Origin of the sequence: Sphingomonas sp. 7/4-4 (assembly GCF_027941955.1) — a bacterium.
Classification (GTDB): Bacteria; Pseudomonadota; Alphaproteobacteria; order Sphingomonadales; family Sphingomonadaceae; genus Sphingomonas.
In genome coordinates this window covers 4,276,238-4,300,598 of the sequence record NZ_CP115960.1, presented here as the reverse complement: position 1 = coordinate 4,300,598, position 24,361 = coordinate 4,276,238, and the positions used below count along the sequence as shown (strand labels likewise).

Annotated in this window: 15 protein-coding genes and 7 pseudogenes; 10 read left to right on the top strand and 12 right to left on the bottom strand. The window is 66.6% G+C overall.

Annotated features, from left to right (window positions below; all coding sequences use genetic code 11):
• Window positions 1-172: 172 nt before the first annotated feature.
• The 6 genes and pseudogenes from PIB19_RS22040 (at window position 173) to PIB19_RS22015 (ending at window position 6,569) form a co-directional block, all read left to right on the top strand.
• Window positions 173-787 carry a TrbI/VirB10 family protein gene (locus PIB19_RS22040; protein WP_271239051.1) on the top strand — a complete coding sequence of 205 codons (615 nt, stop codon included), beginning with the start codon at window positions 173-175 and terminating at the stop codon, window positions 785-787.
• Entirely contained in the window at window positions 784-1,788 is a 1,005-nt protein-coding gene (virB11, locus tag PIB19_RS22035) for a P-type DNA transfer ATPase VirB11 (protein ID WP_271239050.1), read from the top strand. The genes PIB19_RS22040 and virB11 overlap by 4 nt, the downstream gene beginning before the upstream one ends.
• 280 nt (window positions 1,789-2,068) lie before the next feature.
• Complete coding sequence (locus PIB19_RS22030) at window positions 2,069-3,892, top strand: beta-L-arabinofuranosidase domain-containing protein (RefSeq protein WP_271239049.1); 1,824 nt, start codon at window positions 2,069-2,071, stop codon at window positions 3,890-3,892.
• Window positions 3,892-4,179, top strand: a pseudogene (locus PIB19_RS23900) (ribulose 1,5-bisphosphate carboxylase); the annotation flags it as partial. The gene PIB19_RS22030 and the pseudogene PIB19_RS23900, both read left to right, overlap by 1 nt.
• 80 nt (window positions 4,180-4,259) lie before the next feature.
• Window positions 4,260-5,165 (top strand): RuBisCO large subunit C-terminal-like domain-containing protein, encoded by a 906-nt coding sequence (locus tag PIB19_RS22020; protein WP_271239047.1) that lies wholly within the window; start codon window positions 4,260-4,262, stop codon window positions 5,163-5,165.
• A 120-nt stretch (window positions 5,166-5,285) separates the two neighbouring features.
• Complete coding sequence (locus PIB19_RS22015; RefSeq protein ID WP_271239046.1) at window positions 5,286-6,569, top strand: four-carbon acid sugar kinase family protein; 1,284 nt, start codon at window positions 5,286-5,288, stop codon at window positions 6,567-6,569.
• A 179-nt stretch (window positions 6,570-6,748) separates the two neighbouring features.
• On the opposite strand, the pseudogene PIB19_RS22010 reads toward PIB19_RS22015, so the two are convergent.
• The 5 genes and pseudogenes from PIB19_RS22010 to PIB19_RS21985 all read right to left on the bottom strand — a co-directional run bounded on the left by PIB19_RS22010 (window position 6,749) and on the right by PIB19_RS21985 (window position 13,214).
• Window positions 6,749-7,941 (bottom strand): annotated as a pseudogene (locus PIB19_RS22010) (MFS transporter).
• Between the two features lie 62 nt (window positions 7,942-8,003).
• On the bottom strand, window positions 8,004-8,672 hold the full coding sequence (locus tag PIB19_RS22000) for an aspartate/glutamate racemase family protein (RefSeq protein ID WP_271239043.1): 669 nt from the start codon (window positions 8,670-8,672) through the stop codon (window positions 8,004-8,006).
• Between the two features lie 11 nt (window positions 8,673-8,683).
• Window positions 8,684-9,070, bottom strand: a complete 387-nt coding sequence (locus tag PIB19_RS21995; RefSeq protein ID WP_271241059.1) for an alpha-L-rhamnosidase C-terminal domain-containing protein — start codon at window positions 9,068-9,070, stop codon at window positions 8,684-8,686.
• Window positions 9,071-9,073: 3 nt separating this feature from the next.
• Window positions 9,074-11,754 (bottom strand): annotated as a pseudogene (locus PIB19_RS21990) (family 78 glycoside hydrolase catalytic domain); the annotation flags it as partial.
• Between the two features lie 56 nt (window positions 11,755-11,810).
• Window positions 11,811-13,214 carry a glycoside hydrolase family 140 protein gene (locus tag PIB19_RS21985; protein ID WP_271239042.1) on the bottom strand — a complete coding sequence of 468 codons (1,404 nt, stop codon included), beginning with the start codon at window positions 13,212-13,214 and terminating at the stop codon, window positions 11,811-11,813.
• A 323-nt stretch (window positions 13,215-13,537) separates the two neighbouring features.
• On the opposite strand from PIB19_RS21985, the pseudogene PIB19_RS23895 reads away from it, so the two are divergent.
• Together PIB19_RS23895 and PIB19_RS21975 are read left to right on the top strand one after the other, a co-directional pair.
• A pseudogene (locus PIB19_RS23895) lies at window positions 13,538-14,041 on the top strand (TonB-dependent receptor plug domain-containing protein); the annotation flags it as partial.
• A gap of 1,132 nt (window positions 14,042-15,173) precedes the next feature.
• A complete protein-coding gene (locus PIB19_RS21975) occupies window positions 15,174-16,592 on the top strand; it encodes a TonB-dependent receptor domain-containing protein (protein WP_271239040.1) in 1,419 nt (472 codons plus the stop codon).
• 149 nt (window positions 16,593-16,741) lie between these two features.
• On the opposite strand, the gene PIB19_RS21970 is transcribed toward PIB19_RS21975, so the two are convergent.
• Window positions 16,742-17,065 (bottom strand): hypothetical protein, encoded by a 324-nt coding sequence (locus PIB19_RS21970; RefSeq protein WP_271239039.1) that lies wholly within the window; start codon window positions 17,063-17,065, stop codon window positions 16,742-16,744.
• 262 nt (window positions 17,066-17,327) lie between these two features.
• Between PIB19_RS21970 and PIB19_RS21965 the strand changes: the two genes are divergently transcribed.
• Entirely contained in the window at window positions 17,328-17,558 is a 231-nt protein-coding gene (locus PIB19_RS21965; protein ID WP_271239038.1) for a hypothetical protein, read from the top strand.
• 78 nt (window positions 17,559-17,636) lie between these two features.
• Here the strand turns inward: PIB19_RS21965 and PIB19_RS21960 are convergent, their stop codons facing one another.
• A complete protein-coding gene (locus PIB19_RS21960; protein ID WP_271239037.1) occupies window positions 17,637-18,227 on the bottom strand; it encodes an MFS transporter in 591 nt (196 codons plus the stop codon).
• 178 nt (window positions 18,228-18,405) lie between these two features.
• Window positions 18,406-18,927: pseudogene (locus tag PIB19_RS21955) on the bottom strand (MFS transporter); the annotation flags it as partial.
• A gap of 132 nt (window positions 18,928-19,059) precedes the next feature.
• Between PIB19_RS21955 and dld the strand changes: the two are divergent.
• Window positions 19,060-20,769, top strand: a complete 1,710-nt coding sequence (dld, locus tag PIB19_RS21950) for a D-lactate dehydrogenase (protein ID WP_271239036.1) — start codon at window positions 19,060-19,062, stop codon at window positions 20,767-20,769.
• A gap of 3 nt (window positions 20,770-20,772) precedes the next feature.
• Here dld and PIB19_RS21945 read toward each other — a convergent pair whose 3' ends face one another.
• The 4 genes and pseudogenes from PIB19_RS21945 to PIB19_RS21930 form a co-directional block, all read right to left on the bottom strand.
• Window positions 20,773-21,504, bottom strand: a complete 732-nt coding sequence (locus PIB19_RS21945; protein WP_271239035.1) for an FGGY-family carbohydrate kinase — start codon at window positions 21,502-21,504, stop codon at window positions 20,773-20,775.
• Between the two features lie 73 nt (window positions 21,505-21,577).
• Window positions 21,578-22,240 (bottom strand): annotated as a pseudogene (locus PIB19_RS23890) (FGGY family carbohydrate kinase); the annotation flags it as partial.
• Complete coding sequence (locus tag PIB19_RS21935) at window positions 22,240-23,196, bottom strand: transketolase family protein (RefSeq protein ID WP_271239033.1); 957 nt, start codon at window positions 23,194-23,196, stop codon at window positions 22,240-22,242. The gene PIB19_RS21935 and the pseudogene PIB19_RS23890, both read right to left, overlap by 1 nt.
• Window positions 23,193-23,878: pseudogene (locus PIB19_RS21930) on the bottom strand (transketolase). Before PIB19_RS21930 ends, PIB19_RS21935 begins: the two are co-directional and overlap by 4 nt.
• Window positions 23,879-24,361 lie beyond the last annotated feature (483 nt).

Here is a 24,361-nt window from a genome sequence, read left to right as displayed (position 1 = left end):
GAACGCCCGGCACCGCCCGCGCCCCAGCCACAGCCGCAGCCCGCACCTCCGGCCTATGTGCCCTACACGCCGCCACAGTTCCAGAACCCGCCGCCGGCGCCGCCGCGGAACGCGAGCGGCACGCCGCTGGTCATCGACAATTCGACCGCGACTGCGCGGCCCACAGCGCCCGTTGCCGCAGGCCCTGCCCGCGCAGCCCGGCAGCGACACCGATCGCGCCCGTGCCGGCATGTTCGCCAATCGCGCGACCACCGTCATGCAGGGGACGATCATCCCCGCGGTGCTGGAAACGGGGTTCGATTCGACTCGTCCCGGCTTCGCGCGTGCGATCGTCTCGCGCAACGTGGTGGGATTCGACGGCACCCGCGTGCTGATTCCCAGAGGAAGCCGATTGATCGGCGAGTATCGCTCGGATGCCGGCCCGGGTCAGAACCGGGCGCTGATCAATTGGACCCGCCTCATCCGTCCGGACGGTGCAACGATCAATATCGGCTCGCCGGCCGCGGACCGAATGGGCCGGACCGGCATCCGCGCCGACGTCAACAGCCATTTCTGGGAACGCTTCTCCGGAGCGATCCTGCAGTCGGCACTGGACGTCGGCGTCAACCTCGCATCGCGCCAGGCCAACGGCACCATAATCGTGCCGGTGCAGGGGTCGCTGAACGGCGTCAATCAGATCACCCAGCCGACCCGGGTGGTTCCGACCCTGACGGTGAAGCCCGGCACCTCGATCAGCATCTTCGTCGCGCGCGACCTGGATTTCACCGAGGTCGAGATTCCAAAATGAGCGTCGCCGCCCTCGGGGAAAGCGGCGTCTATCTCCGCAGCTTTCTCGCTCCCTTCGGGCCGGTGCTGGCGCGCAGCGAAGTGACCGACATCTATGTCAACCGCGCCGGCGAGCTCTGGGCCGAGACCCTCCACGGCACGGTCGAACGCCACGAGATACCGGAATTGAGCGAAGCGTGGCTGATACGGCTCGCAACGCAGATCGCCGCTTTCACGCATCAGGGAATCAGCCGCGAGCATCCACTCCTCTCGGCCACTTTACCCGATGGAGCGCGGGTCCAGGTGATTGCTCCGCCGGCGACGAGGAGCTTTCCCGCGCTCGCCATCCGCAAGCATGTCTCGCCCGATCTGACGCTTGCCGATTATGTCGAGCAAGGCATTTTCGATACGGCGCGCGCGCGGGACGCGCTGACCGAAGACACGCAGGACGAAACATTGGCGGAACTGCTGAAGCGCGGCGATATGGCGGGTGCGCTTGCCGCCGCGGTGCGCACCCGCAAGACCATCCTCGTCTCGGGTGGCACCTCCACGGGCAAGACCACGTTCCTCAATGCATTGATGCGCGAAATCCCGGCGGAAGAGCGGCTGATCCTCATCGAGGACACGCCGGAACTTCTCCTGCGCCACGCGAACGCGGTCGGATTGCTGGCGTCGCGCAGCGAGCTCGGCGAGGCTCAGGTGACCGCGGACGATCTCGTCGCCGCCTCGCTGCGCATGCGTCCCGACCGGATCATCCTCGGCGAACTTCGCGGTCCGGAAGCCTATGCGTTTCTGCGCGCCGTCAACACCGGGCATCCGGGATCGATGACCACTGTCCACGCCGACAGCCCGGAGCGGGCAATCGAGCAGATCGTCCTGCTGGTCCTGCAAGGCGGCACTCGGCTCAATCGTGAGGACGTCCGGCATTATGTGCGGAGCTGCATCGGCATGTACGTCCAGCTCGACCGCGTCGCGGGCCGGCGCCGCGTGACCGACATCGTGCTGCCGCACACGTTCCGCTGAACTTCGCCGGGAAGTTTCACCAGAACAGTTCGCCCGAGGGTGACCAATCGTGGGGGCAGCGTGCCAAGCCGAAGGCCCCGCTCCCGCTCAAACGCAAAAAATAATATCATATCTCTTGCGGATGTAGGTGCACCGCAGCGACCATCGCCGCACTAAACGAACTTTCGAACAGCTTCGCTTTAGACGCATTGCGAAAATAATCGATAGGATGGTAGAACACTCGGAACCGGGGTTCGGGGCGCCAGGCCGATATCAGCGAACCAGCAGGCAGAGGATCGATATGACCGGCTCACACAGTGGGATTTTCTCTCGCCGCGCGGTGCTGCACTGCGCAGCTTGCGCGGGCACGGCAGGCGCGCTTCCCACTGCGTTCGCGGCCCACGCCGCCGGAGCCGCTCCGGCGCTGCCGGGCAAGGAAGCGATCCACGAATTTCCCTATGGCGCGGTGCGGCTCACCGGCGGACGGATCAAGCGCCAATACGATCAGGTCCATGCGCACTACATGGCGCTGGACAATGATCGCGTGCTCAAGGCCTTCCGCCAGAATGCCGGGCTTCCGGCGCCCGGGCCCGACATGGGCGGCTGGTACGATCGCGACGGCTTCGTTCCCGGCCTGACGATCGGCCAGTACATCTCCGGCCTCGCCCGTATCGGCGCCGCGACCGGGGACAAGGCCGCGCACGTCAAGGTCGCGGCGCTGGTCGACGGTTTTGGCAAGGCGTTCGTCAAAGCCTCCAACCCGTACGCCGGACCGAAGGCACAGGAGCAGTGGGCCGCTTATGTCATGGACAAATACGTCGTCGGGATGATCGACGCCTATCGCCTGAGCGGCGTCGAGCAGGCGAAGCCCTTGCTGTCGATCATCATCGAGAAGTGCCGCCCCTATATCTCGCCGGTCTCACGCGACCGGATCGGCAAGGTCAATCCGCCGTACGACGAGACGTACATCATGTCGGAGAACCTGTTCCATGTCGCCGACATCACCGGCGACGACAAGTACCGGCAGATGGCGGTCCACTATCTGCTCGACAAGGAATGGTTCGATCCGCTCGCCGCGGGGCAGGACGTGCTGCCGGAAAAGCATGCGTACAGTCACACGATCGCCCTCAGTTCCGGCGCGCAGGCCTATCTCCATCTCGGCGACGTCAAATACCGCAAGGCACTGGAAAACGCCTGGAAGTTCATGGAGCCGCAGCGCTTCGCCAGCGGCGGCTGGGGGCCGGAGGAACAGTTCGTCCATCTGCACCAGGGCAAGCTCGCCGCCAGCCTGCAAAGCTCGAAGGCGCATTTCGAAACACCGTGCGGCGCCTTCGCCGACCTCAAGCTCGCGCGCTATCTGATCCGCTTCACCGGCGATCCGGTCTATGGCGACGGGCTCGAACGCACGCTCTACAATACGATGCTCGCCACGCGCACCCCGGACAGCGACGGCGGCTATCCCTATTATTCCGATTACGGGAGCAAGGGCGAGAAGCGCTATTATCACCAGAAATGGCCGTGCTGCTCGGGCACTTTGGTGCAGGGCGTCGCCGATTACGTGCTCAACCTCTATTTCCACGACGACGACGCACTGCTGGTCAATTTGTACGCGCCGTCGGAAGTGACCTGGAACCGTCCCGGCGGCACAGTCGAGGTCGTGCAGGAAACCGACTATCCGGCGGCCGACAAGGTCCGCCTGACCGTGCGCAAGCCGGGCAATGGCCGCTTCGCGATGAAGCTGCGCATTCCCGCGTGGAGCAAAAGCGCGACGGTTTCGGTCAACGGCAAGGCGCGGCCTGCTGCGGCCGGACAATTGGCGCTGGTCGATCGGGTCTGGAAAGCCGGCGACACAGTCGAGCTCAATCTGCCTCAACCGCTGCGCGGGCTGGCGATCGATGATCAGAACCCGAATTTGCAAGCGCTGATGCGCGGCGCGGTGATGTATGTCGGGATCAATCCCTGGGAGGGGATAGAGAACGAGGCGGTCGCCTTGCCGCGCGGTCTTCAGCCGATGCCGGGCCAGCCCGAGGCCTATCGCACCCATGTCGGCGGCCGCGACCTCGTGTTCGTGCCTTATTACGCGGTCGATACCGAACGCACCGCGACCTATTTCAAGACTGCGTGATGACCAGCAGCGATCGGGTCACCGCGACCTACATCATCGAAACCGCCTTCCCGCTCGAACAGGCGGCGGCGACCATGGCGGGCGAGCAATCGACCGGCACCTTCATTCGCGTTCCGGGCGAGACCGATGCGCTGCGTGAAGCGCATGCCGCACGGGTCGAGGAACTGGTCGAGCTCGGCGATGTCGCCACGCCTTCGCTGCCCGGATCGGGCCTGCCGAAGGGCGGCGGCGACGGGCGCCGGCGTACTGCGCGCGTCACCTTGTCGTGGCCGCTGGCCAATTTCGGCCCGTCGCTGCCCAATCTGCTGGCGGCGATCGCTGGCAATCTCTCCGAGCTGAAGGCTTTTCCGGGCTCAAGCTCGTCGACTTGCACCTGCCCCCGGCATTTCTCGAGCGCTATCAGGGGCCGCAATTCGGCGTTGCGGGCACGCGCAGGCTGGCCGGCGTCCATGATCGGCCGATCATCGGCACGATCATCAAGCCCAGCGTCGGCCTCTCGCCCGAAGCCACCGCCGAGCAGGTACGCGTCCTCATCGAAGCGGGCGTCGACTTCATCAAGGACGACGAGCTGCAGGCGGATGGCCCGCATTGTCCTTTCGACGCGCGGATTTCCGCGGTGATGCGGGTGATCCGCGACCACGCCGATCGCACCGGCAGACAAGTGATGTACGCCGCGAACCTGACCGGCGACATGGACGAGATGCTCGCCCGCCACGATCATGTGCTGGCCGAAGGTGGCACCTGCATCATGGCGAGCATGAACGCGATCGGCCTCCCCGCGATGAAGGTTTTGCGCGCGCATTCGCAGCTGCCGATCCACGGCCATCGCAACGGCTGGGGCATGCTCGGCCGCTCGCCGGCGCTGGGCATGAGCTACATCGCCTTCCAGAAATTGTGGCGCCTCGCCGGGATCGACCACACCCATGTCAACGGCATCGACAACAAGTTCTGCGAGACCAACGAGAGCGTGATCGCCTCGGCCCGCGAATGCCTGACGCCGATGTTCGATCCGCCGCATCCCGGCTGCGAGATCATGCCGGTCTTCTCTTCGGGCCAATCGGTGATGCAGGCCGCCGCGACCTATCAGGCGCTCGGCACGGTCGACCTGATGTTCGCCGCCGGCGGTGGGATCATGGCGCATCCCGACGGTCCCACGGCCGGCGTGCGCGCGCTGCGGCTGGCGTGGGACGCGGCAGTCGCGGGCGTGCCTCTTTCCGATGCCGCAAAGGACGCCCCCGAACTGCATGCGGCAATGGCGGCGTTCGGCGGGTGAGCGTTTCAAACCACGCCGCAATTCGTCATCCCGGCGAAGGCCGGGATCCAGGGTCAAGCAGGACGTCGCTAGAGGCTCTGGATCCCGGCTTTCGCCGGGATGACGGGTAAGGGGTCGATGGTGTCGGCCTTGCTCTACGCCTTTTACGGCGACGATTTCACCGGATCGACCGACGTACTCGAACAGCTCGCCGAGGGCGGCGTTCCCGCCGTGCTCTTCCTGCGCCAGCCCGACGCGGCGCTGCGCGCGCGGTTCCCGCAGGTCCGCGCGATCGGCATTGCCGGCGACAGCCGCAGCCGCGCGCCCGACTGGATGGAGCAGCATCTTCCTGACGCCTTCGCCGCGCTCGGCGACGCGGCGACCGTTCACTACAAGACCTGTTCGACCTTCGATTCGAGCCCGCACACCGGATCGATCGGCCGGGCGCTCGACATCGGCCGCGCCTGTTTCGGCGGCAGTGCGGCGGCGATCGTGGTGGGGGCGCCGCATCTGCGCCGCTATGTCGCGTTCGGCAATCTGTTCGCCGCGGCGGGCGCCGAGATCTATCGCATCGACCGGCACCCGACCATGTCGCGTCACCCGGTAACGCCGATGCGCGAGGCCGATCTGATCCGGCATCTCGCCGACCAGACCGACGCACGGATTGTCCTCGTTCCGCTCGACCGCATCCAGGCAGGGGAAGCCGATGCGGCGTGGCGCGAGGCCGAAAGCGAAGCCGATGCCGTGTTGTTCGACGGGGTTTCGATGGCCGATCTTGCGGCGACCGGTGCCGTGCTGCTCGCGCACCGCGTCCGTTTTGCGGTCGGCAGCTCGGGCGTCACGCGGGCGCTGGTGCTCGGCTGGCGCGATGCCGGCCTGATCGACTCAGTCACCCTGGCGGTTCGCGCGTCCGCATCGGAACGCCTGCTCGTCGTCAGCGGCAGCTGTTCGCCGGTCACTGCGCGGCAGATCATCCGGTCCTCCGCCAACGGCTATGTCGCGCTCGAAGCCGACGTGCCGGCGCTGCTGCGCGGCGAGGACGCGGAGGAGAGCCGGCTGGTCGAGACCGCCTGCTCCACGCTGGCCGAAGGCGGAAATTGCATCGTGCACTCGGCGCAGGGCCCCCTTGGCGAAGGCGCGACCGCGGCAGGCGACCGGCTGGGCGCGGCACTGGGCCGTGTCGCGGCAGCGGCGATCCGTCGGACAGGCCTTCGCCGGCTCCTGTTCGCCGGCGGCGACACATCCAGCCATGGTGTCGCCGAGCTCGGCATCGACGCGCTGACCTGGGCCGCGCCGATCGAGTCCGGCGCACCGCTGGTACGCGCACACGCCACCGACCCGGTGGTGGACAGGCTCGAGCTGGTGCTCAAGGGCGGCCAGATCGGCGGCGAGGATTTCTTCGAGACGGTGCGATTGGGCGGCTAAACGAACCTCTTCCCTCTCCCGTCGGGAGAGGGTTGCGCAGACTTGGGCCCGCTTCTTCAGCGGGTCCTAGTCGGAGCTGGGTGAGGATCACCCCATCGATAGCGTGAGATCCTCACCTAGCTCCGCTAGGCAGCAAGCTGCCAAGCTTCGCTACCTCTCCCACCGGGAGAGGAAAAGTGTCAGCTCGCCGCTAGTTCCGGCGCCACCTTGTGATCGAATCCCTTGGTGCAGTCGATCAGCGCGAACAGCCCCGCCGCGATCAGCACCATCACCGCCACGCCCTGCACCGGCACGTCGTAATTGCCCGTTCCGGCAATGACATAGCCGATCGTCACCGTGCAGATGAAGCCGCCGAGATTGCCCGCGGTGTTCATCACGCCGGTCGCGGTTCCGCCGTAGCGGCCGCCGATCGACATGCACATCGCCCAGGCGGCGGGCAGCATCAGGTCCATCACCGCGAAGGCGGCGCCCGCGAGCACCACGATCGCGAGCTTGCCCGTCGCGAGGCTCATCGCGAACAGGAGGGCAGCCGTGCCGACGAGGCAGATGCCGGCGATCAGGCGATAGGCGTTGCGGATGCCGATCCGCTGCGCCAGCCGGTCGCAGAGCAATCCGCCCGCAAGATTGCTGACGATGCCGAGCAGGAACGGGATCGAGCCGTACAGGCCCATCTCGGCCACCGTGAAACCCGCGCCCTTCACCAGCCAGGTCGGGAACCAGCCGAAGAAGAACCAGCTGCCGAATGCGTAGAAGCAATAAGCCAGTGCGATCAGCCACAATTGCGGCAGGCTCAGCAATTGCTTCCACGGCGTGCCCGAATGGCCCGCGCCTTCGTCGCTGCCGATCTCGGCGACTTCTGCTGCGGTGATGCGGGGGTGATCGGCCGGACGATCATGATAGAGATACCACCAGGCGAACGCCCAGAGAAAGCCGATCACGCCGAGGATCACGAACACCGCCTGCCAGCCGAAATGCTTGTTCATCGGCACCAGCAGCAGCGGTGCCAGCGCGCCCCGAACCGGCTCGCAGCCCAGATCACGCCCTGCCCCCGCGCCCGCTCGCGCGCCGGCAGCCAGCGATAGAGCACGCCCGACATATTGGGATAGGCACCCGCGGCGCCGAGTCCGAACAGGAACCGTGCCGCGGTCAACTGCCAGAAGTTGCGGCACAGCGCCGTGGCCGCAGTGAAGAACGACCACCACACCGTGATCCGGGTCAGCTCCTTGCGATAGCCATAGCGATCTCCGAGCGCGCCCGAGGGCACTTCGAACACGGCGTAGGCGATGACATAGGCGCTCAGGATCCAGCCCCATTGATCGGGGGTGATGCCGAGATCCTTCTGGATCGTCGGGCCGGTCACGGCGATCGCCATGCGATCGATGAAGGTGATGACCGAGAGGGCGCCCAGCAGCGCGAGGACGCCGTGGCGTTTCTTCACTTGGCGAGGCCCCGAAGCACATCCGCAGCCCGTATCATGCCGAGTTCGGGGCTCGAGAAGACCGGGGCCGGAACCGCGCCTTCGGGGAGGCTCGCCACCACTCGCGCCATCGAGGCCTGGGCGAGCAGGATCGCGTCCACGCCCTTCATCCCCTCGATCAGCCCCTCGCCGACGATGCGGTCATGCGTCGCGCCGTCGCCGGCCATCACTGCGTCGAATGCGCCGGGGCACACCAGTTCGACGATCTCGATTTGCTTGTCCTGCTCCGCGGCGACGCGGCGCACCAGGTCGGCCGTCGGGCGCAGCGTGGTGGCGAGCGTCGCGACCACGCCGATCCGGCTCCCGGTGGCTACCGCCTTTTCGGCCATGGCCCGATCGACCCGGAGGACGGGCTGGTCGTAGAGCTCGGCCGCCATGTCGACGGCCGGGCCGATCGACGAACACGTGACGAGCGCGGCGTCACACCCTGCGTCGAAGGTCGAACCCACCAGGCGGATCACTTGCCGCATTGTCGCTTTCTCGAGCCGGCCGGCGGCGATGGTGTTCTTGATCGTGGTCTCATCGACGAAGTGCAGGATCCGCACATCGGGCATGATCCGGGCGGCGATTTCGTTGAAGATCGGCGCGAGCACGGGCGAATTGTGGATCAGTCCAAGCGTGGGCACGGCGGGTCCTCTCAGGGCAAGATCGAGAATTCATAGGCGCCCGAGCCCACCTCGAAGCGGACGAGATCGCCGGCGCGCGTGAAAGCGCGGATGTCGGGATGTGCGTCGATCGGGGTGCCGCCTTCGCGCCATTCGCGCGCGAGGAGTTCCACTTCGACGACGGTGTTTGCGGGGACCGTGAGCGTCAGACGAGTCAGGCCGTTCGCGTCGCCATCGGTAGCGGTGGCGATCAGCCCAACCGGAGACTCGAAGCGCGCGGCGACCCGGCCCACCGCCGGCAGCCAGACCGGCCGCACCGCGATCCTGCGGAAGCCCGGTGCCGCGGGGGCGATGCCGGCGAGGCGGCGGTAGAAGAAGCCGACCACCGCGCCGAATGCGTAGTGATTATAGCTGTTCATCGACAGATCGCCGGTGTCGCCGTTCCAGCGCTCCCACATCGTCGTCGCGCCTTGCTCGGGCATATAGCCCCAGCTGGGATAGCCGGTCTGGAGCAGCAGCCCGCTGACTTCCTCCCAAAGCCCGGCATCGGCGAGCACGTCGAGCAGATAGGGCGTGCCGAGGAATCCGGTCGACAGCTTCATCCCGCGACGGCGGATATCGGCGGCGAGGATCTGCGCGGCGGGCGCGCGGCGATCTTCGGGAACCAGCCGCATGAACAGCGACAGGATCTGGCTGGTCTGGCTGCCATTGCCGCAACTGCCGTCGGCCGCGACGAACTCGGCGGCGAACGCCGCGCCGATCGCCGCGCGCAATGCGTGGTATCTCCGGGCATCGGCGTCGCGGCCGGTCGCTTCGGCCATCCGCGCCATCAACTCGGCACACCAGGCCCAATAGGCCGTCGCGCACAGGATGCGCGGCGTCGTCTCGTCGTCGGGCTTGATCGCATCGACCGAGAGCCAGTCGCCGAGATCGAGGCCGCGGTCGTTGCGCCAGACATGGTCGGGATTGCCCCGCGCGACATGCGCCAGCCAGCGCTGCATCGCGTCCCAATTCTCGTCGATCACCGCGGTGTCGCCGTAACGCTGCCACAGCTGCCACGGCAGGATGATCCCCGCCTCGCTCCAGCCTGCGGTCACCACATCGGGGAAGGAAAGCGGCTGGGGAACCACGATCGGGTACCCCCGTCGGGCCGCTGCGCCGCGCGCATCTCGAGCAGGAAGCGGCGGATGAAGGGGTCGACTTCCATGTTGAACGCGGCGGCATCGAGGAACACCTGGATATCGCCCGTCCAGCCCATCCGCTCGTCGCGCTGCGGGCAATCGGTCGGCACGGCGAAGAAGTTCGAACGCTGGCTCCACAGCGCGTTTTCCCAGATGCGCTGGAGCAGAGGCGCATCGGGAAAGGTCATGTTGCCGGTTTCGCGACACGCACTGTGGACGATCACCCCCTCGACATCGTCGGCGGTCGGCACGCCCGGATAGCCCTGGATCTCGACATAGCGGAAGCCATGATAGGTGAAGCGCGGCTCGAACCGCTCTTCCCCCGTGCCCGCGAGCGTGAAGCGATCGGTCGCGCGGGCGAGGCGGAGATTGGCGAGGTCGGCGGTGCCGTCGGGGGTCAGCAATTCGGCGTAGAGCGCGCTGATCGTGGTGCCGGCGGACCCGCGCGCGCGGATGGCGGCCCAGCCCGAGAAATTCTGTCCGAAATCGAAGACATAGCGCCCCGGCGCCGGCTCGCTGACCGAGATCGCGCGACGCCGCCCGGTGCGTTCGATCAGCGGCGATGTCTGCGAGACCAGCCGCGTGTTCGGAGTGTCCCCGCGTTTCGCCGGCGCCCAGTCGGAGGCGTGGAAGCCCGGCATGTCCCAGCCCGTCCGCGCCAGCCGCGCGTCCACCACTTCGCCGTCATAGATTTCCGAGCTGAGGATCTCCGAGGTTGCGATCCGCCAGTCGGGTCCCGTCGTAACCCACTCGCTACTGCCGTCGGCATAATCGAGCCGCAGCTGCGCCCGGAACCGGCGGGGCGCGGGGCCGAAGCCATAGCGCTCGATCCGCCAGCCGAACGCGCTGGCATAGAATCCGTCGGCGACGATCGCGCCGAGGACATTCTCGCCGGGCCGGATGAGCGCAGTCGCGTCGTAGATTTGATAGAGCACATGGTCGTGCGCGACGCTGACCTCCGGTGCGAGCACCGCGCCGGACACGGGCTGACCGTTGATCCGCGGCGCATAGGCGCCGAGCGCAGTGGCGTAGAGCCGCGCCGCTATGACCTGGCCGCGCGGCGTGAAGCTGGTGCGCAGCAGCATCGCCGGTTCCGCCGGGCGCGGATCGTTGTGCACGTTCGCGCCGCTCGCGACCGGCACCTGCCAGCGGGAGGCGTCGAAGCCCGGATCGGTCCAGCTCCACGGCGGATCGGGCATCAGCCGCCACGCCGGCCCGCTGACGATCCGCTCGACCGATCCGTCGGCGCGATGCAGGCGGACGAGCGCGGCGAACGCGCCGCCATCCACGGGGAAGAAGCCCGCCGTGTCCGCCTCAACCAGCGCGCAGATGCAGTTGCGCCCGGGCCGGACCACACCCGCATAAGGCGCAAGCGTGCCCCAGAAGGGCAGATAGGTGTCCCAATCGAAATGCCGGTCGAGCGGCGCCGCTTCGCCATTCACCCAGACGCCACGCAGATGGTCCTTGCCCGCGAGCAATATCTCGGCGCGCGTCAGATCCGTGGGCGCGTCGAAATCGAGGCGAAAGGCATGCAGCCGCGGATCGAGCGCGGTTTCGCTCCAAATCCACGCCAGTCCAGCGGCGCGATCCGCGGCGGCCGCTTCGTCCTCGGCTTCGATCCAGTCGGCCCGCCAGTCCTCGGGGGCGAGCAGCCCGGCCTCGAACCATGCGGCTGCGGAATGCGCCGTCGCGCCATCGGCATCGCGCACTTCGACCGACCACCAGACACGCTGCATCGGCTCGAGCGGGGGTCCGCCATAAGGCACGTCGAGACTCGCATCGCTCTCGACCTCATTGCTGTCCCACAGCAATTCGCCGCTGTTCAACGCCTCGACGCTGCGCGCGGCGCGGATGCGGTACGCCGCCTGCACCTGCCCCCGCCCCTCGCTTTCGAGGCGCCATGAAAGCCGCGGCTGCGGCACCTCGGTGCCGAGGAGCCCCGCGACATTTTCCGCGCGCAGATCGAGGATGCGCAGAGTCACCGCGTCCGCACCTCTATGGCGGGGAAACGCACACCGGCATCCTCGACCAGCAGCACCCAGTCATTGCCGGGCGCAGTATCGCCCGGCGGATTGAAGCGGCGCACACCCTTGTTGGCGAAGGTGCCGATCGGCGTAAGGCTGCCGTCGCGCGGCGAATACCAATGCGCCCGCACCTGCCGGCCCGAGACCGCGCCCAACCGCATGGTGAAGGGGCGGCCGGTATAGCTATAGGCCATTGCATAGCCGCGCCCGCGGCTCGCCAGCACACGATTGTAGCGGATTCCGTTGTCGGCGATCAGCGACTGGTCGGGCACGCGCTCCAGCATCGGCCGCGATTCGAACAATGCGCGCAGATGCCGCATCTGGTTGGCGCCGGGCGCGTCGATCGTCGCGTCCCAGCGCTGGTCGGCTTCGAAGCTCGGCTCGTATTTGCCCGGCACGAACATCTGCATGACGTTGTTCTCGCCGTACGTGTGCCCGAAAGCACCCGCGAGCACCGCCCACCACGCATAGCGGCGCACGTCGGCGGCGCCCCAGCGCGGCGCGCCGGGCTCGTGCAGCCCGTGGGGGATGTTCTCGTAGGAGGGCTCGCCGTCGATCACCGGCTTGGTCGGCAGCTTGATCCAATCCTCGGCGATGTAGCGCCAATTGTCTTCGCTGCGCACGCTCGGCCCGTCCTGGGCGTAGGAGCGGTGCCCCGATTGCACCATGTTGAAGTCGAGCCACGCCGCCTCGTGGAACTGCCAGGAGGAATCGGTGCGGCCGATCGGATGGTAGGTCATCAGATGATCGGGATCGATGCGCTTGATCGTCGACCCCAGGCTTTCCCACACCAGCGTGTTGTTCTCCGCCCGCGTATCACCCCCGTTGAGCCAGATCAGGTTCGGCCGGTTGCGATAGCGCTCGGCGAGGAAGCGGCCATAGACGGGCGCGGTCTTCGCGTTGAGCTGCTTGTCCTCGGCCAGGCTGCCCCAGGCGGGCACCAGCGCCAGATAGATGCCGTGCGCCTCGGCGCGCGAGAGCACCCAGTCGAGATGGTCCCAATAATCATATTCGCCGACACGCTGCGGATCAGCGCCGGGCGTGACCCGCGGCCGGCCGGGATCGCCGTCGATCAATGCGGGCGCGTCATAGCGGCTGGTCATTTGCGGGGTGTGCAGGATCATCACCTGAACCACGTTGAAGCCCTGCCGCGCGCGCGTCGCCAGATAGCGTTCGGTCTCGTCGCGATCGAGCCGGCTCAGCAGCAGCCAGCCGGTATCGCCCATCCAGAAGAAGGGTTTGCCGCCCGCCTCAAGATAATGGCCGTTGGCCGACACGGTGAGCGGAGGCGTCGGGCCGGGAGCGGCCAGCGCAGTCGGAGCGACGAGCGCGGCGAGCAGCGCGAGCAACGGCTTCATCGGTGACCTCTCCTTTGGCTCCCGGCCCGGCGTATTTTCGCCCTGGCACGCTTCACTCGGTACCGGCCAGCTTCGACCGCTGTCAATTAGAAAGGCCGATTCGTTTCTATTCGAAAGCAATCGAAAGAGATCGGTTGAGTTTCGATAAAAATCGCATTAGCCTTCCTTTCAGGAGAGAGACAAATGGGGCTGAAGGTGCAGCGCGGGAACACGCGCGCAATTCCCACGACGGCGCCCTCGCGAGGGCCCCGACGCCTTGCGCCTGCCCGCGCCCGATTTCTCCTGATTTCCTGAAAACAGAACAATCTAGGGGTGGAGAGAAAATGAAGGCGATCGCAAATCCAAAGGGCATCGAGCGGCTGATGCGAGGAGCGCTGTTGACCGGCGCCAGCGCGGCCGCGATCTTCGCGGCTTCCGCGGCACATGCGCAGGACGGCACGACGGCAACCGCCGACGCCCCGGCAAGCGCCCAGGCCGAAGACGCGGCCGAGCCCGTCGGCGACATCGTCGTCACCGGCAGCCGCATCAAGAGCCCGACGCTCACTTCGCCATCGCCGCTGCAGGCGGTCACCGCCGAAGATATCGAGCACACGGGCCGCCTCGACATCCAGGAAGTCCTGCAGACCAACCCCGCATTCGGCCTGCCCGGCCAATCGCGCAATACATCGAACTACGGCGCGGTCAGTGCAGGCCTCTCGACGGTCAATCTGCGCAATCTTGGCGCCAATCGTACCCTGGTGCTGATCGACGGCCGCCGCGTCGTCGCCGGCGTGCCGGGCTCGGCGCAGGTCGACCTGTCGATGATCCCGAGCTCGTTCATCGAGCGGGTCGACGTGCTGACCGGCGGCGCCTCGGCGGTATACGGTTCGGATGCCGTCGCCGGTGTGGTCAACTTCATCTACCGCAAGAATTTCGAAGGCGTGCAGCTCAATGCCCAGACGGGCATTTCCGAGCAGGGCGACGACAGTCAATATTCGGCGAACCTCACCGCCGGCGGCAACTTCGCCGATGGGCGCGGCAATGTCATCGCGTATGCCGGCTGGTCCAAGCAGGGTGCCGTCGCTTCCGCCAGCCGCGCGCGCAGCCGCTCCGACCAGACCAGCATCGGCGCGCTCCAGCGCAGCAACAACCGCACCGACGCGAACCTCACCGCCGCGCAGAACCTGTTCAAGGCGCAGCGCAACTTCTCGACAGTGGTCCCGGCCAGCACGTTCAACGCCGGCACCGGCAATTATATCGTCGATTCCACCGGCATCGTCCGCCCGTTCAGCAGCGCGACCGATGGCTTCGACCGGACACCGTTCGACAATATCTCCGTGCCGATCGAGCGCCGCAACTTCGCCGCGCGGGCGAACTATGAGGTCAGCGAAGGGATCAATTTCTTCGCCGAGGGCAGCTATGCCAACACCACGTCGAAGGGCCTGCTCGAGCCTTCGCCTCTGGTGCCGACCGGCGCGCTCGGCCTCTTCCGCCAGGGCAATGGCCGCTACAATATCGAACAGCGCGTCACCAATCCCGCCAATGCCGCGCAGTCGCAGATCGTGCGCAACCCGTTGGTGCCGCTCGGCCTCTACAATGTCGCCACCGACACCAATGGCGACGGCTTCCGCGATGTCGCGGTGTCGCGCCGCCTCACCGAGTTCGGCCAGCGCTTCGCGATCTTCGATCGCACCAATCTGCGCATGGTCGTCGGCGCCGAGGGCAAGCTCGGCGACAAGTGGAATTGGGACGTCTCGTACAATTGGGGCAAGACCACTGCCGACAGCCGGCTGACCGGACTGATCAACCAGGATCGCGCGGTCCAGGCGCTCAACGTCATTCAGGACGTCTATGACGCGAACGGCAACGGCAACACCGCCGAGGGGATCTGCGCCAGCGCCGAGGCCCGCGCACAAGGCTGCGTGCCATGGGACGTCTATGGCGCGGGCAAGGCGTCGGCGGCATCGGTCGCCTGGCTAGGTGTTGATCTCGACGCGCAACGCCGTGCAGACGCTCGACGTCGCCGCCGCCAATCTTTCGGGATCCTTGTTCGATCTGCCCGCCGGCCCGGTGCAGGTCGCATTGGGCGGCGAATATCGCAAGGAATCGAGCAGCGAGATCTTCGATCCGCTCTCGATCGCCGCGCGCAACGCCTATGTCCAGCAGACCAACACCTCGGGGCATTTCGACGTCAAGGAGCTGTTCGGCGAAGTCGTCGTGCCGTTGATCCACGACACGCCGTTCATCCACAGCCTGACACTCCGCGGCGCCGCGCGCCTGTCGGACTATTCCACGGTCGGCACCTTCTACGCGTACAATGCCGGCGTCGAATGGGCGCCGATCCCCGACATCCGCTTCCGCGGCGTCTATGCCCATGCGGTCCGCGCGCCCAATATCGGCGAGTTGTTCGCGGCGCCGGCGATCAGCATCTCGTCGGTCAACGATCCCTGCGCCGGCGTCACCGCGACGAGCACCGGCACGACCAGCACGACGTGCCGGGCCGATGCCGGCGTCGCCGCGAACATCGCCGCCAACGGCGTGTTCACGCTCAACCAGTCGGATCTCCAGGGCGTCGGCGGGCTCAACGTCAGCAACCCGAACATCCAGGAGGAATCGGCGCGGACCTGGACGCTGGGCGCGGTGATCAACCCGATCTCGATCCAGGCGCTGCGCAATCTCACGCTCACCGTCGATTATTACAACATCAAGCTCGACGACGCGATCGCCCGCACCAGCCGCGATTTCATCCTCCAGCAATGCTATCTCAACAACGATCCGGACTTCTGCGCATTGATCTCGCGGCGGACGATCGCGTCGGGGCCGTACAGCCCCGGCTCGATCCAGCTGGTCAATTCGCAGCTGATCAACAGCGGCGGCGCATCGACCGAGGGTGTGGACACCACCCTCTCGTGGCGCCTGCCCGTGGCCGGCGGCACGGCGAACTTCGCGGCGAGCTGGAGCCATCTGATCCGGCAGGGCAGCGTGCCCGTGGCGGGCGCGGCGTTCGATCGATCGGACGGCGAGATCAACACGCCCAAGGATCGCGCGAGCTTCTCGGTCGGCTTCGACACCGAGACGTTCGGGATCAACTTCAACGGCCAATATATCGGCGCGTCCTATCTCGACGACCAATATCGCGCGCGCTTCCTGCTCGCCGACGGCTCGCTGCCCGACAAGAAGTATTTCCGTGTCGACTCCGCCTTTTATGCGGACATGCAGCTGCGGTGGAATGTCGACAAGGCGTTCGAATTCTTCGCGGGCGTCAACAACCTGCTCGACACCCAGCCGCCGCCCGTGATCACCGGACTGACCGGCAGCGTGACGGGAACGGAGACCGCAGCCGGCACCTACGACCCGATCGGCCGCCGCTATTATTCGGGCGTGCGCCTGAAGTTCTGATGTTCCCCGGCCATTTTGGCCTCCATCTGGGGCGGCGCTGCGGCGTCGCCTTTTGCCCGCGCCCCTGCGGCGGGGGCGGGCAAGTCGTGAACGCATAAGGTCGCGACGTGTTCAACGTCTTCGAAGCTGAAGTCCTCGCTGGCAATGCCTCACAATCGCGGCCGGTGCAGGTCAAAGCTGTTGTGGAAGGTCGTGCCGTTGAGCTGATATTGCGCCATGGTATTGGACTTCGACCGGAAGGTGAATCCGTGATCGACGGTATTGTCCTTCCCGGCGATGACTCGCGCGCGCAGCTTCAGCTTCGACCCCTCTGGAATGCTGAGCTTCCGGAGTCCCGCTTCCCTGTACTGACCCATGAGGAGATCACCGCCGATTTCGATGACCTTTTCCTCGTCGTCGCCATGCTGATAGAGGATCTGCATCCGCGCGACGAACCAGCCTTCGCTTCTCAGAGATATGTCATAGATATCCATTGTCCATTCCCCCTTGATTCTCTCACTCGGATTTCAATCACAGGCTTTGCTTCAAGACAAGATCTGGCACGCCTCCCAAATTCGTCAGTCGACCGTCACTCCGGGGCTCAACCACCCCTTGCAATGTAGGATTTCGTCTGCTTGCCTGAATCGGTCGGCCGCGTCGCCCGCTCTTTGACATCGTCCGTATTGCGCCCGTCGCAGATGTTCCTCGTGCAGTCCCTATGCGCGTCCCAGGCCTCGACCCGAAACACCGGCAACCGTGTTCGCCGTTCCGCAAAGTGCCCTTGTCCTCGGCAACCCGGAACAAGCCATCCACCGTGTCAACTTCGGCGTCGTCATGTTCCACTTTTCCGACGACGAAGCACAACAATGCCCGATTTTTCCGGGCACAAATTTCTATGCAAAAGCGCCGGGCATAAGCGTGCAGTCGCGGATCCAGCTCCTGCCCGCGACAGTCGCGCAAGCGGAAAAGGACCTCGCAGCAGTGTGACCTTGGTGTGACCTTCCAATGGTTGAGGGTCTCGATTCCCGACGGGCTCCACCAAGCGGACTGCGCTGCCGGCCCCCGTCACGCCGCTGCGCCGCGCTCCCGGTCGAGTTCCTCCAGCGATTTGCCTTCGTTGCGTGGGGCGCCGAGGAACCCGATCAATCCGCTGAGCACGAGGAAGCCGGTGAGGATCCACGCCAGCGTGGTGAACCCGGTCGCCGTCAGCATCGGCACGAAGAAGCTGAACACGCCCAAAGTCACGCGCACCACTGCGAACATCACCCCCTGCGCGGTGCTGCGCAGCATGGTCGGGAACATCTCGCCGCTCCACAATTGGAAGAAGCACTGCGCGCCGAAGCCCTGGCCGAACGCCATCAGGAACACGTGGATCAGCGCCACCGGCAGGGTCAGCGGGAATATCGCGAGCAGTGCCATGCCGACGATCTGGATCACCGCCGAGGCGAGGAACATCATCCGCTGGTTCACCCGATCGGAGAACCGCATGAAGATCAGCCAGATCGACAGCATGCCGATCAGGAAGCTCAGCGCCTGGATCGCGACCGAGACGACCTGGCTCTGATTGCCCACCGTGCGCAGGATATAGGGGAAGAAGAAGCCGTTGGTCCCCGCCCACAGGTTCCAGAACACGTACATGCCGGCGAGGAACGCCATCGATCGAATGTGCTGGCGGGTGAACAGGTCGCGGAGCCGCGACTTCTCCGGGGCCGGCCCGCCGGCTTGCGCGCCCGCCTGCGCCTCGAGCCATCGTACCGATCTCGGACATTCGCGAGCGCAGGAAGGTCAGCGCCACTGCGAGGATGGCGAGATGCGCGAACACTATGCGCGCGCCGAGGAGGCCGAGCGGCGACAACGCGAGGAACATCAGCAGCACGACGACCGGCCCGAGATACCAGAGCACCTGCGCGATGCCGCTATGCTTGCCCCGTTCGCGATCCGGCGCCATTTCGAGGATGAGCGACCAGGAGGCGGGAATGTCGGCGCCGACCGCGAGGCCGACGAGGAAGAAGCCGATCACGATCATCCAAGCGTTCATCGCGAAGATCAGCCACAGCATGCCGAACGCGTAGAACAGCATGTCGTATTGGTAGATCTTCTTGCGGCCGAACAGGTCGCACAGCCGCCCGCCGATCAGCGCCCCGATACCCGCGGCGATCGCATTCGGGCCGAACGCGCCGAGCAGTCCGACTGTCGTGTTGCCGAGATGATAGGCTTCCACCCACAATGCCAGTGCCGCCGACCCCGCGACGATCGAGCCCGAATCGATATAATTGGCCAGCCCCGCGAGGATGGTGTTCTTCCAATCCTCACGACTGCTGGTGCCAGCGGGCTGCCCGGCGATCGTCGCTGTCATGGTGATTGCTCTCCCGATCCCGCTTGCCGGCAGGCCGCGGATTTGCGATCAGGAGTATATCGAAGAAATTCGAAAGTCCATCCGGCGTGGCAGCTGCTCGAAACGCGATGCCGGCCTCAGGAACCCGCATTGATGCCCGCACCGCTTCCCTCTTCCGAAACCGGCGCCATAGCGCTGCTGGATGATCTGCGGGGGATCGTCGGGCGGCGCCATGTGCTCGCCGGGGACCGCGAGACGCTTCGCCACCGCACCGGATTCCGCTTCGGCAGCGGCCCGGTGCTGGCGGTGGTACGCCCGGGCACGCTGGTCGAGCAATGGCGCGTGCTGCAGGCCTGTATCGCGGCTGGCGTGATCGTGATCCCGCAGGCGGCGAACACCGGCCTCACCGGCGGATCGACGCCGCACGGCGCTTATGATCGTCCGGTAATCGTCATCAACACGCTGCGGATCAAGGGGCTGCACCTGATCCGCGACGGCGCGCAGGTGATCGCGCTGCCCGGCACGACATTGTACGAGCTCGAGGCACGGTTGAAGCCGCTCGGGCGCGAGCCGCATTCGGTGATCGGATCGTCGTGCATCGGCGCGTCGGTGATGGGCGGGGTCTGCAACAATTCGGGCGGTGCGCTGGTTCGGCGGGGGCCGGCTTACACCGAGCTGGCGCTCTATGCGCGGGTCGATGCGCAGGGCGTGCTGTCGCTGGTCAATCATCTCGGCATCGCGCTCGGCGAGGATCCGGAGACGATGCTCGATCGGCTCGATCACGGCGCCTTTGGGGAATCGGACGTGGCAGCCACGCCGGATCGCGCGGCATCGGATCCGCATTATGGCAGCCATGTCCGCTCGATCCATGCCGATACGCCGGCCCGGTTCAACGCCGATCCGTCGCGGCTGTTCGAAGCCTCGGGAAGCGCCGGCAAGGTGATGGTGTTCGCGGTCCGCCTCGATACGTTCCCGAAGGAAGCCGGGACCCGCGTCTTCTACATCGGGACGAACAATCCGGCAGAGCTGACGGAGCTGCGCCGGACGATCCTCGGCAGCTTCGCCCATCTGCCGATCGCCGCCGAATATATGCACCGCGAGGCGTTCGACGTGGCCGCACGCTACGGCAAGGACACCTATCTCGCGATCCGCCACCTCGGCACCGATCGGCTGCCTTTGCTGTACGCGGCGAAGGCACGGGTGGATTCGCTGGCCGCCCGCCTGCCCTTGCGTGCGCATTTCGCCGACCGGCTGCTGCAATGGCTGGCCGATCGGATGCCCGGGCATCTCCCGGCACGGATGCGTGAGTGGCGCGATCGTTACGAGCATCATCTGGTGTTGCGGATCGCCGCGGACGGGGTAGCAGAGGCGCAGGAAGCGCTCGCCACGCGCTTTCCCTCGGCCACCGGCGACTGGTTCGAATGCACGCCGGCCGAGGGCGATGCCGCCTTTCTGCATCGCTTCGCCGCCGCCGGCGCCGCGGTGCGCTATCGGCAGGTTCATGGCGATGCCGTCGAGGACATCGTCGCGCTCGACATCGCGTTGCCGCGCAACACCACCGACTGGTTCGAGCGGCTGCCCGAAGATCTATCCGCCCCAATCCTGCACAAGCTCTATTACGGGCACTTCCTCTGCCACGTCTTCCACCAGGACTATATCGTCCGCAAGGGCACCGACCCGCTGGCGCTTGAGCATGCGATGTGGGACCTGCTCGATCGCCGGGGCGCCGAATATCCGGCCGAGCACAATGTCGGGCACCTGTATCCGGCCAAGCCGGCATTGCGCGCGCATTACGAAGCACTCGATCCATGCAACGTCTTCAATCCCGGGATCGGCCACACCAGCCGCGACGCGATGCGCTGACCCTCAGCCCACAGGCCGCGCCGCCGCTTCCACTGCCGCGCGCCATCGGCCCAGCATCGCGTCGCGATCGGCCTCGCGCATCATCGGCTCGAACCGATCGCGCAGGCCTTCGGGCCACGGATCGCCGACCAGCCCGGCAGCCTCGGCCGCCAAGCGCGCGACGCCGCGGGCGCCGAGATCGAGCTGGTGCGGACGCAGCACGGGCCGCCCGATCGCATTGGCGAGGATCTGGACCAGCAGGTCGTTGCCCGCCGCGCCGCCGTCGACCGACAACGTCGCCGGCGGCGTGCCGAGATCCTTGTCCATCGCGAACACGATGTCGGAAATCTGCAGCGCGATCCCTTCGAGCACTGCGCGCGCGATATGCGCCGGCCGCGTGCCGAGCGACATGCCGGTCAGAGATCCGCGCGCCGCATCGCGCCAATGCGGCGCGCCGAGCCCGGCAAGCGCGGGCACGAAGGTCACGCCCTCGCTGCCCTCCACCGATGCGGCGAGCGCGCCGAGCTCGGTCTCGTCCTTGAGATTCATCAGCCGCACCGCGAACGCCGCCGCGTGGCCCGACACCGCGACATTGCCCTCGAGCGCATGGAAGACCTGATCGCCCTTTACCCACGCGATCGTGCTCCACAGGCCGTGCGACGAATGGACGCGCCCCGGCGTCACGCCCATCAGTGACGATCCGGTGCCGCAGGTCACCTTGGCCTGCCCCGCATCGGCAAAGCCATGGCCGAGCAAGGCGGCGTGCGAGATCGCCCATCATCGTGTGGATCGGCAGTCCGGAGGGCACGCCCGCCGCCCGCGTCTCGCCGAAGCGCGAGTCCGACGGCCGGATCGTGGCGAGCACCGCTGCCGGAATACCGAATAACGCCAGCATCGCCGGGTCCCAATCGAGCGTATCGAGCGACATCAACTGGGTCCGCGACGCGTTGCTCGGATCGGTGGCATGCGCAGCCCCGCCGGTCAGCCGCGACAGCAGCCAGCTGTCGACCGTTCCCGCGCGCAGTTCGCCGGCCTCGGCACGTGCGCGTGCGCCCGGCGTCTCGTCGAGGAGCCAGGCGAGCTTGGTGCTCGACGCCAGCGGATCCACGCCGAGCCCGGTCGCAGCGACGATCGCCGCCTCGTGCGGGCGCAGCGCGGCGCAGCGATCGGAGGTCCGGCGGCATTGCCAGCTGATCGCAGGGGCGACCGCCTCGCCGCTTGCCGCATCCCAGAGCAACACCGTCTCGCGCTGGTTGGCGATGGCGATGGTCGCGACCTCGACGCCGGGCGTCGTCGCCAGCACTTCGGCGATCGCGCCCGCCACGCTGCCCCAGATCGCCTCGGCCGATTGCTCGGCCCATCCCGGCCGCGGGACCGTCACGCCCAGCGGATGCGAAGCCCGGCCCAGCACCTCGCCGCTATCGGCGGCTATCAGCAGCGCCTTGGTGTTGGTCGTTCCCTGGTCGACCGCGAGGATCGCCACGCGCGCCATCAGCCGCGCCGGGCGACGAGGTCGCGCGCCGCCGAGGCGATGCCGGCGGCGCTGAGGCCGTGCTGCTCCATCAGCCATTCGGCCGATCCGGTCGGCAGGAAGCCGGGGAAGCCGAGCATCCGCATCGGCACCGGACGTTCGGCGACGACACATTCCGCCACCGCGCCGCCGAGGCCGGCGCGGACAACATGCTCTTCGGCAGTGACGATCCCGCCCGTGCCCGCCGCGGCGACTATCGCCTCCACGTCGAGCGGCGCGATCGTCGCCATGTTGAGCACCCGCGCCGCGATCCCCTCGGCAGCGAGCAGCTCGGCAGCGGCAAGAGCGTGGTGGACGAGCGTCCCGCAGGTGATGACCGCGATGTCGTCGCCGTCGCGCAGCAGCTCGGCCTTGCCGATTTCGAAGCGCGCATCCGCGGGCCGCGGCAATGCGGGCACGGGCATGCGGCTGATCCGGATGAACACCGGCCCCTGATGCGCCGCCGCCCAGCGGATCGCCTCGGCGGTTTCCCAGGGATCGGACGGCACGATCACCGTCAGGCCCTTCAGCGCCCGCAGCCAGGCCAAGTCCTCGATGCTGTGATGCGTCGCGCCGAGCTCGCCATAAGCGACGCCGCTTGAGATGCCGCACAGCTTCACATTGGCATCGCTATAGGCACAATCGACCTTGATCTGCTCGAGCGCGCGGGCCGTGAGGAAGCAGGAGGCGCCGCTGACGAACGGCACCTTGCCGCCATTGGCCAGCCCTGCGCCGACGCCGACCATGTTCTGCTCGGCGATGCCCACGTTGATCAGCCGCTCGGGGAAGCGCTCGCGGAACTTGCCGAGCTTGCTCGATCCCACCGAATCGTTGACCACCGCGACGATCCGCGGATCCTCGGCCGCCAGCGCCTCCAGCGCCTCGACATAGGCATTGCGGCAATCGAACATGCCCGTAACTATAGTCGCCGCACTCATGCCTGCAGCTCCGCATCGAGCTCGGCGAACGCCTGCGCCAGCTGCGCGTCGCTCGGCACGCCGTGGTGCCAGCCCACCTGGTTTTCCATGAAGCTGACGCCCCTTCCCTTGGTGGTGCGCGCGATCACGCACAAAGGTCGTGCGCGCAGACTGGCCGGAACCGCAAGGACCGAAAGCAATGCCGCCGGGTCGTGCCCGTCGACCTCTTCCACATCCCACCCGAACGCGCGCCATTTATCGGCGAGCGGCTCCAATGCATTGGTATCCTCGGTCGTCGCGCCCTGTTGCAGCCCGTTGCGATCGACGATCACGGTCAAGTTACCCAGCCCGCGATGGCCGGCGAACATCGCGGCCTCCCACATGCTACCTTCCTGCAGCTCGCCGTCACCGGTCAGCGCGAAGACATGATAGTCCGCGGCATCGATCTGCCCCGCCACCGCCACACCGACCGCGACCGGCAAGCCATGGCCCAGCGGCCCGGTATTGGTCTCGACCCCTGGCAGATAGGTGCGGTTGGGATGGCCGTTCAATCGCGAGCCCGGCTGCAGATACGTCTTCAGCTCCTCGACCGGGAAAAGCCCGCCCGCGCCAGCGCCGAATAGAGCGCGCCGGTGCAATGCCCCTTGCTCATCACGAAACGATCGCGATCGGGCGCATCCGGCGCGGCCGGATCGATGCGCATCACGCCGAAATAGAGCGACGCGAGGATATCGGCGGCCGACAGGTCTCCCCAGGATGCCCCTGCCCAGCACGATGCGCCATGAGCAGAGCCTGCCGCCGGATCCAGTTCGCGCGCTCCTTCACATGCGCGGCCTGTTCCGCCGATAGTAAAGTGTCGGTTTCTCTGCCCACCATGTCCTCACGTCGTGATGCTGGCCCGTGGCGCTTGCAATGCGCTTACGAGGTATTGCGATTTTCTTCGTTTATTTCTTTTTTCACGAAAATGACAAGCATGCATTTGACTATTCCGATGCGTGCGGCGTAGCAAAGAGCCGGCGGCGGCCGCCTTGAGCCGCCTGTTCGGGAAGAGGGTAAGAGGCGTGCCACTATTCGGCGTCAATGCCGGGATGACCCTCGGCGCGGTCATGCTAGACCAGCTCCGGCATCGCATGGCGCGACGCTGTTGGAGAACTGAATGATGGCGCGGCCGACGACCCACGGTCTG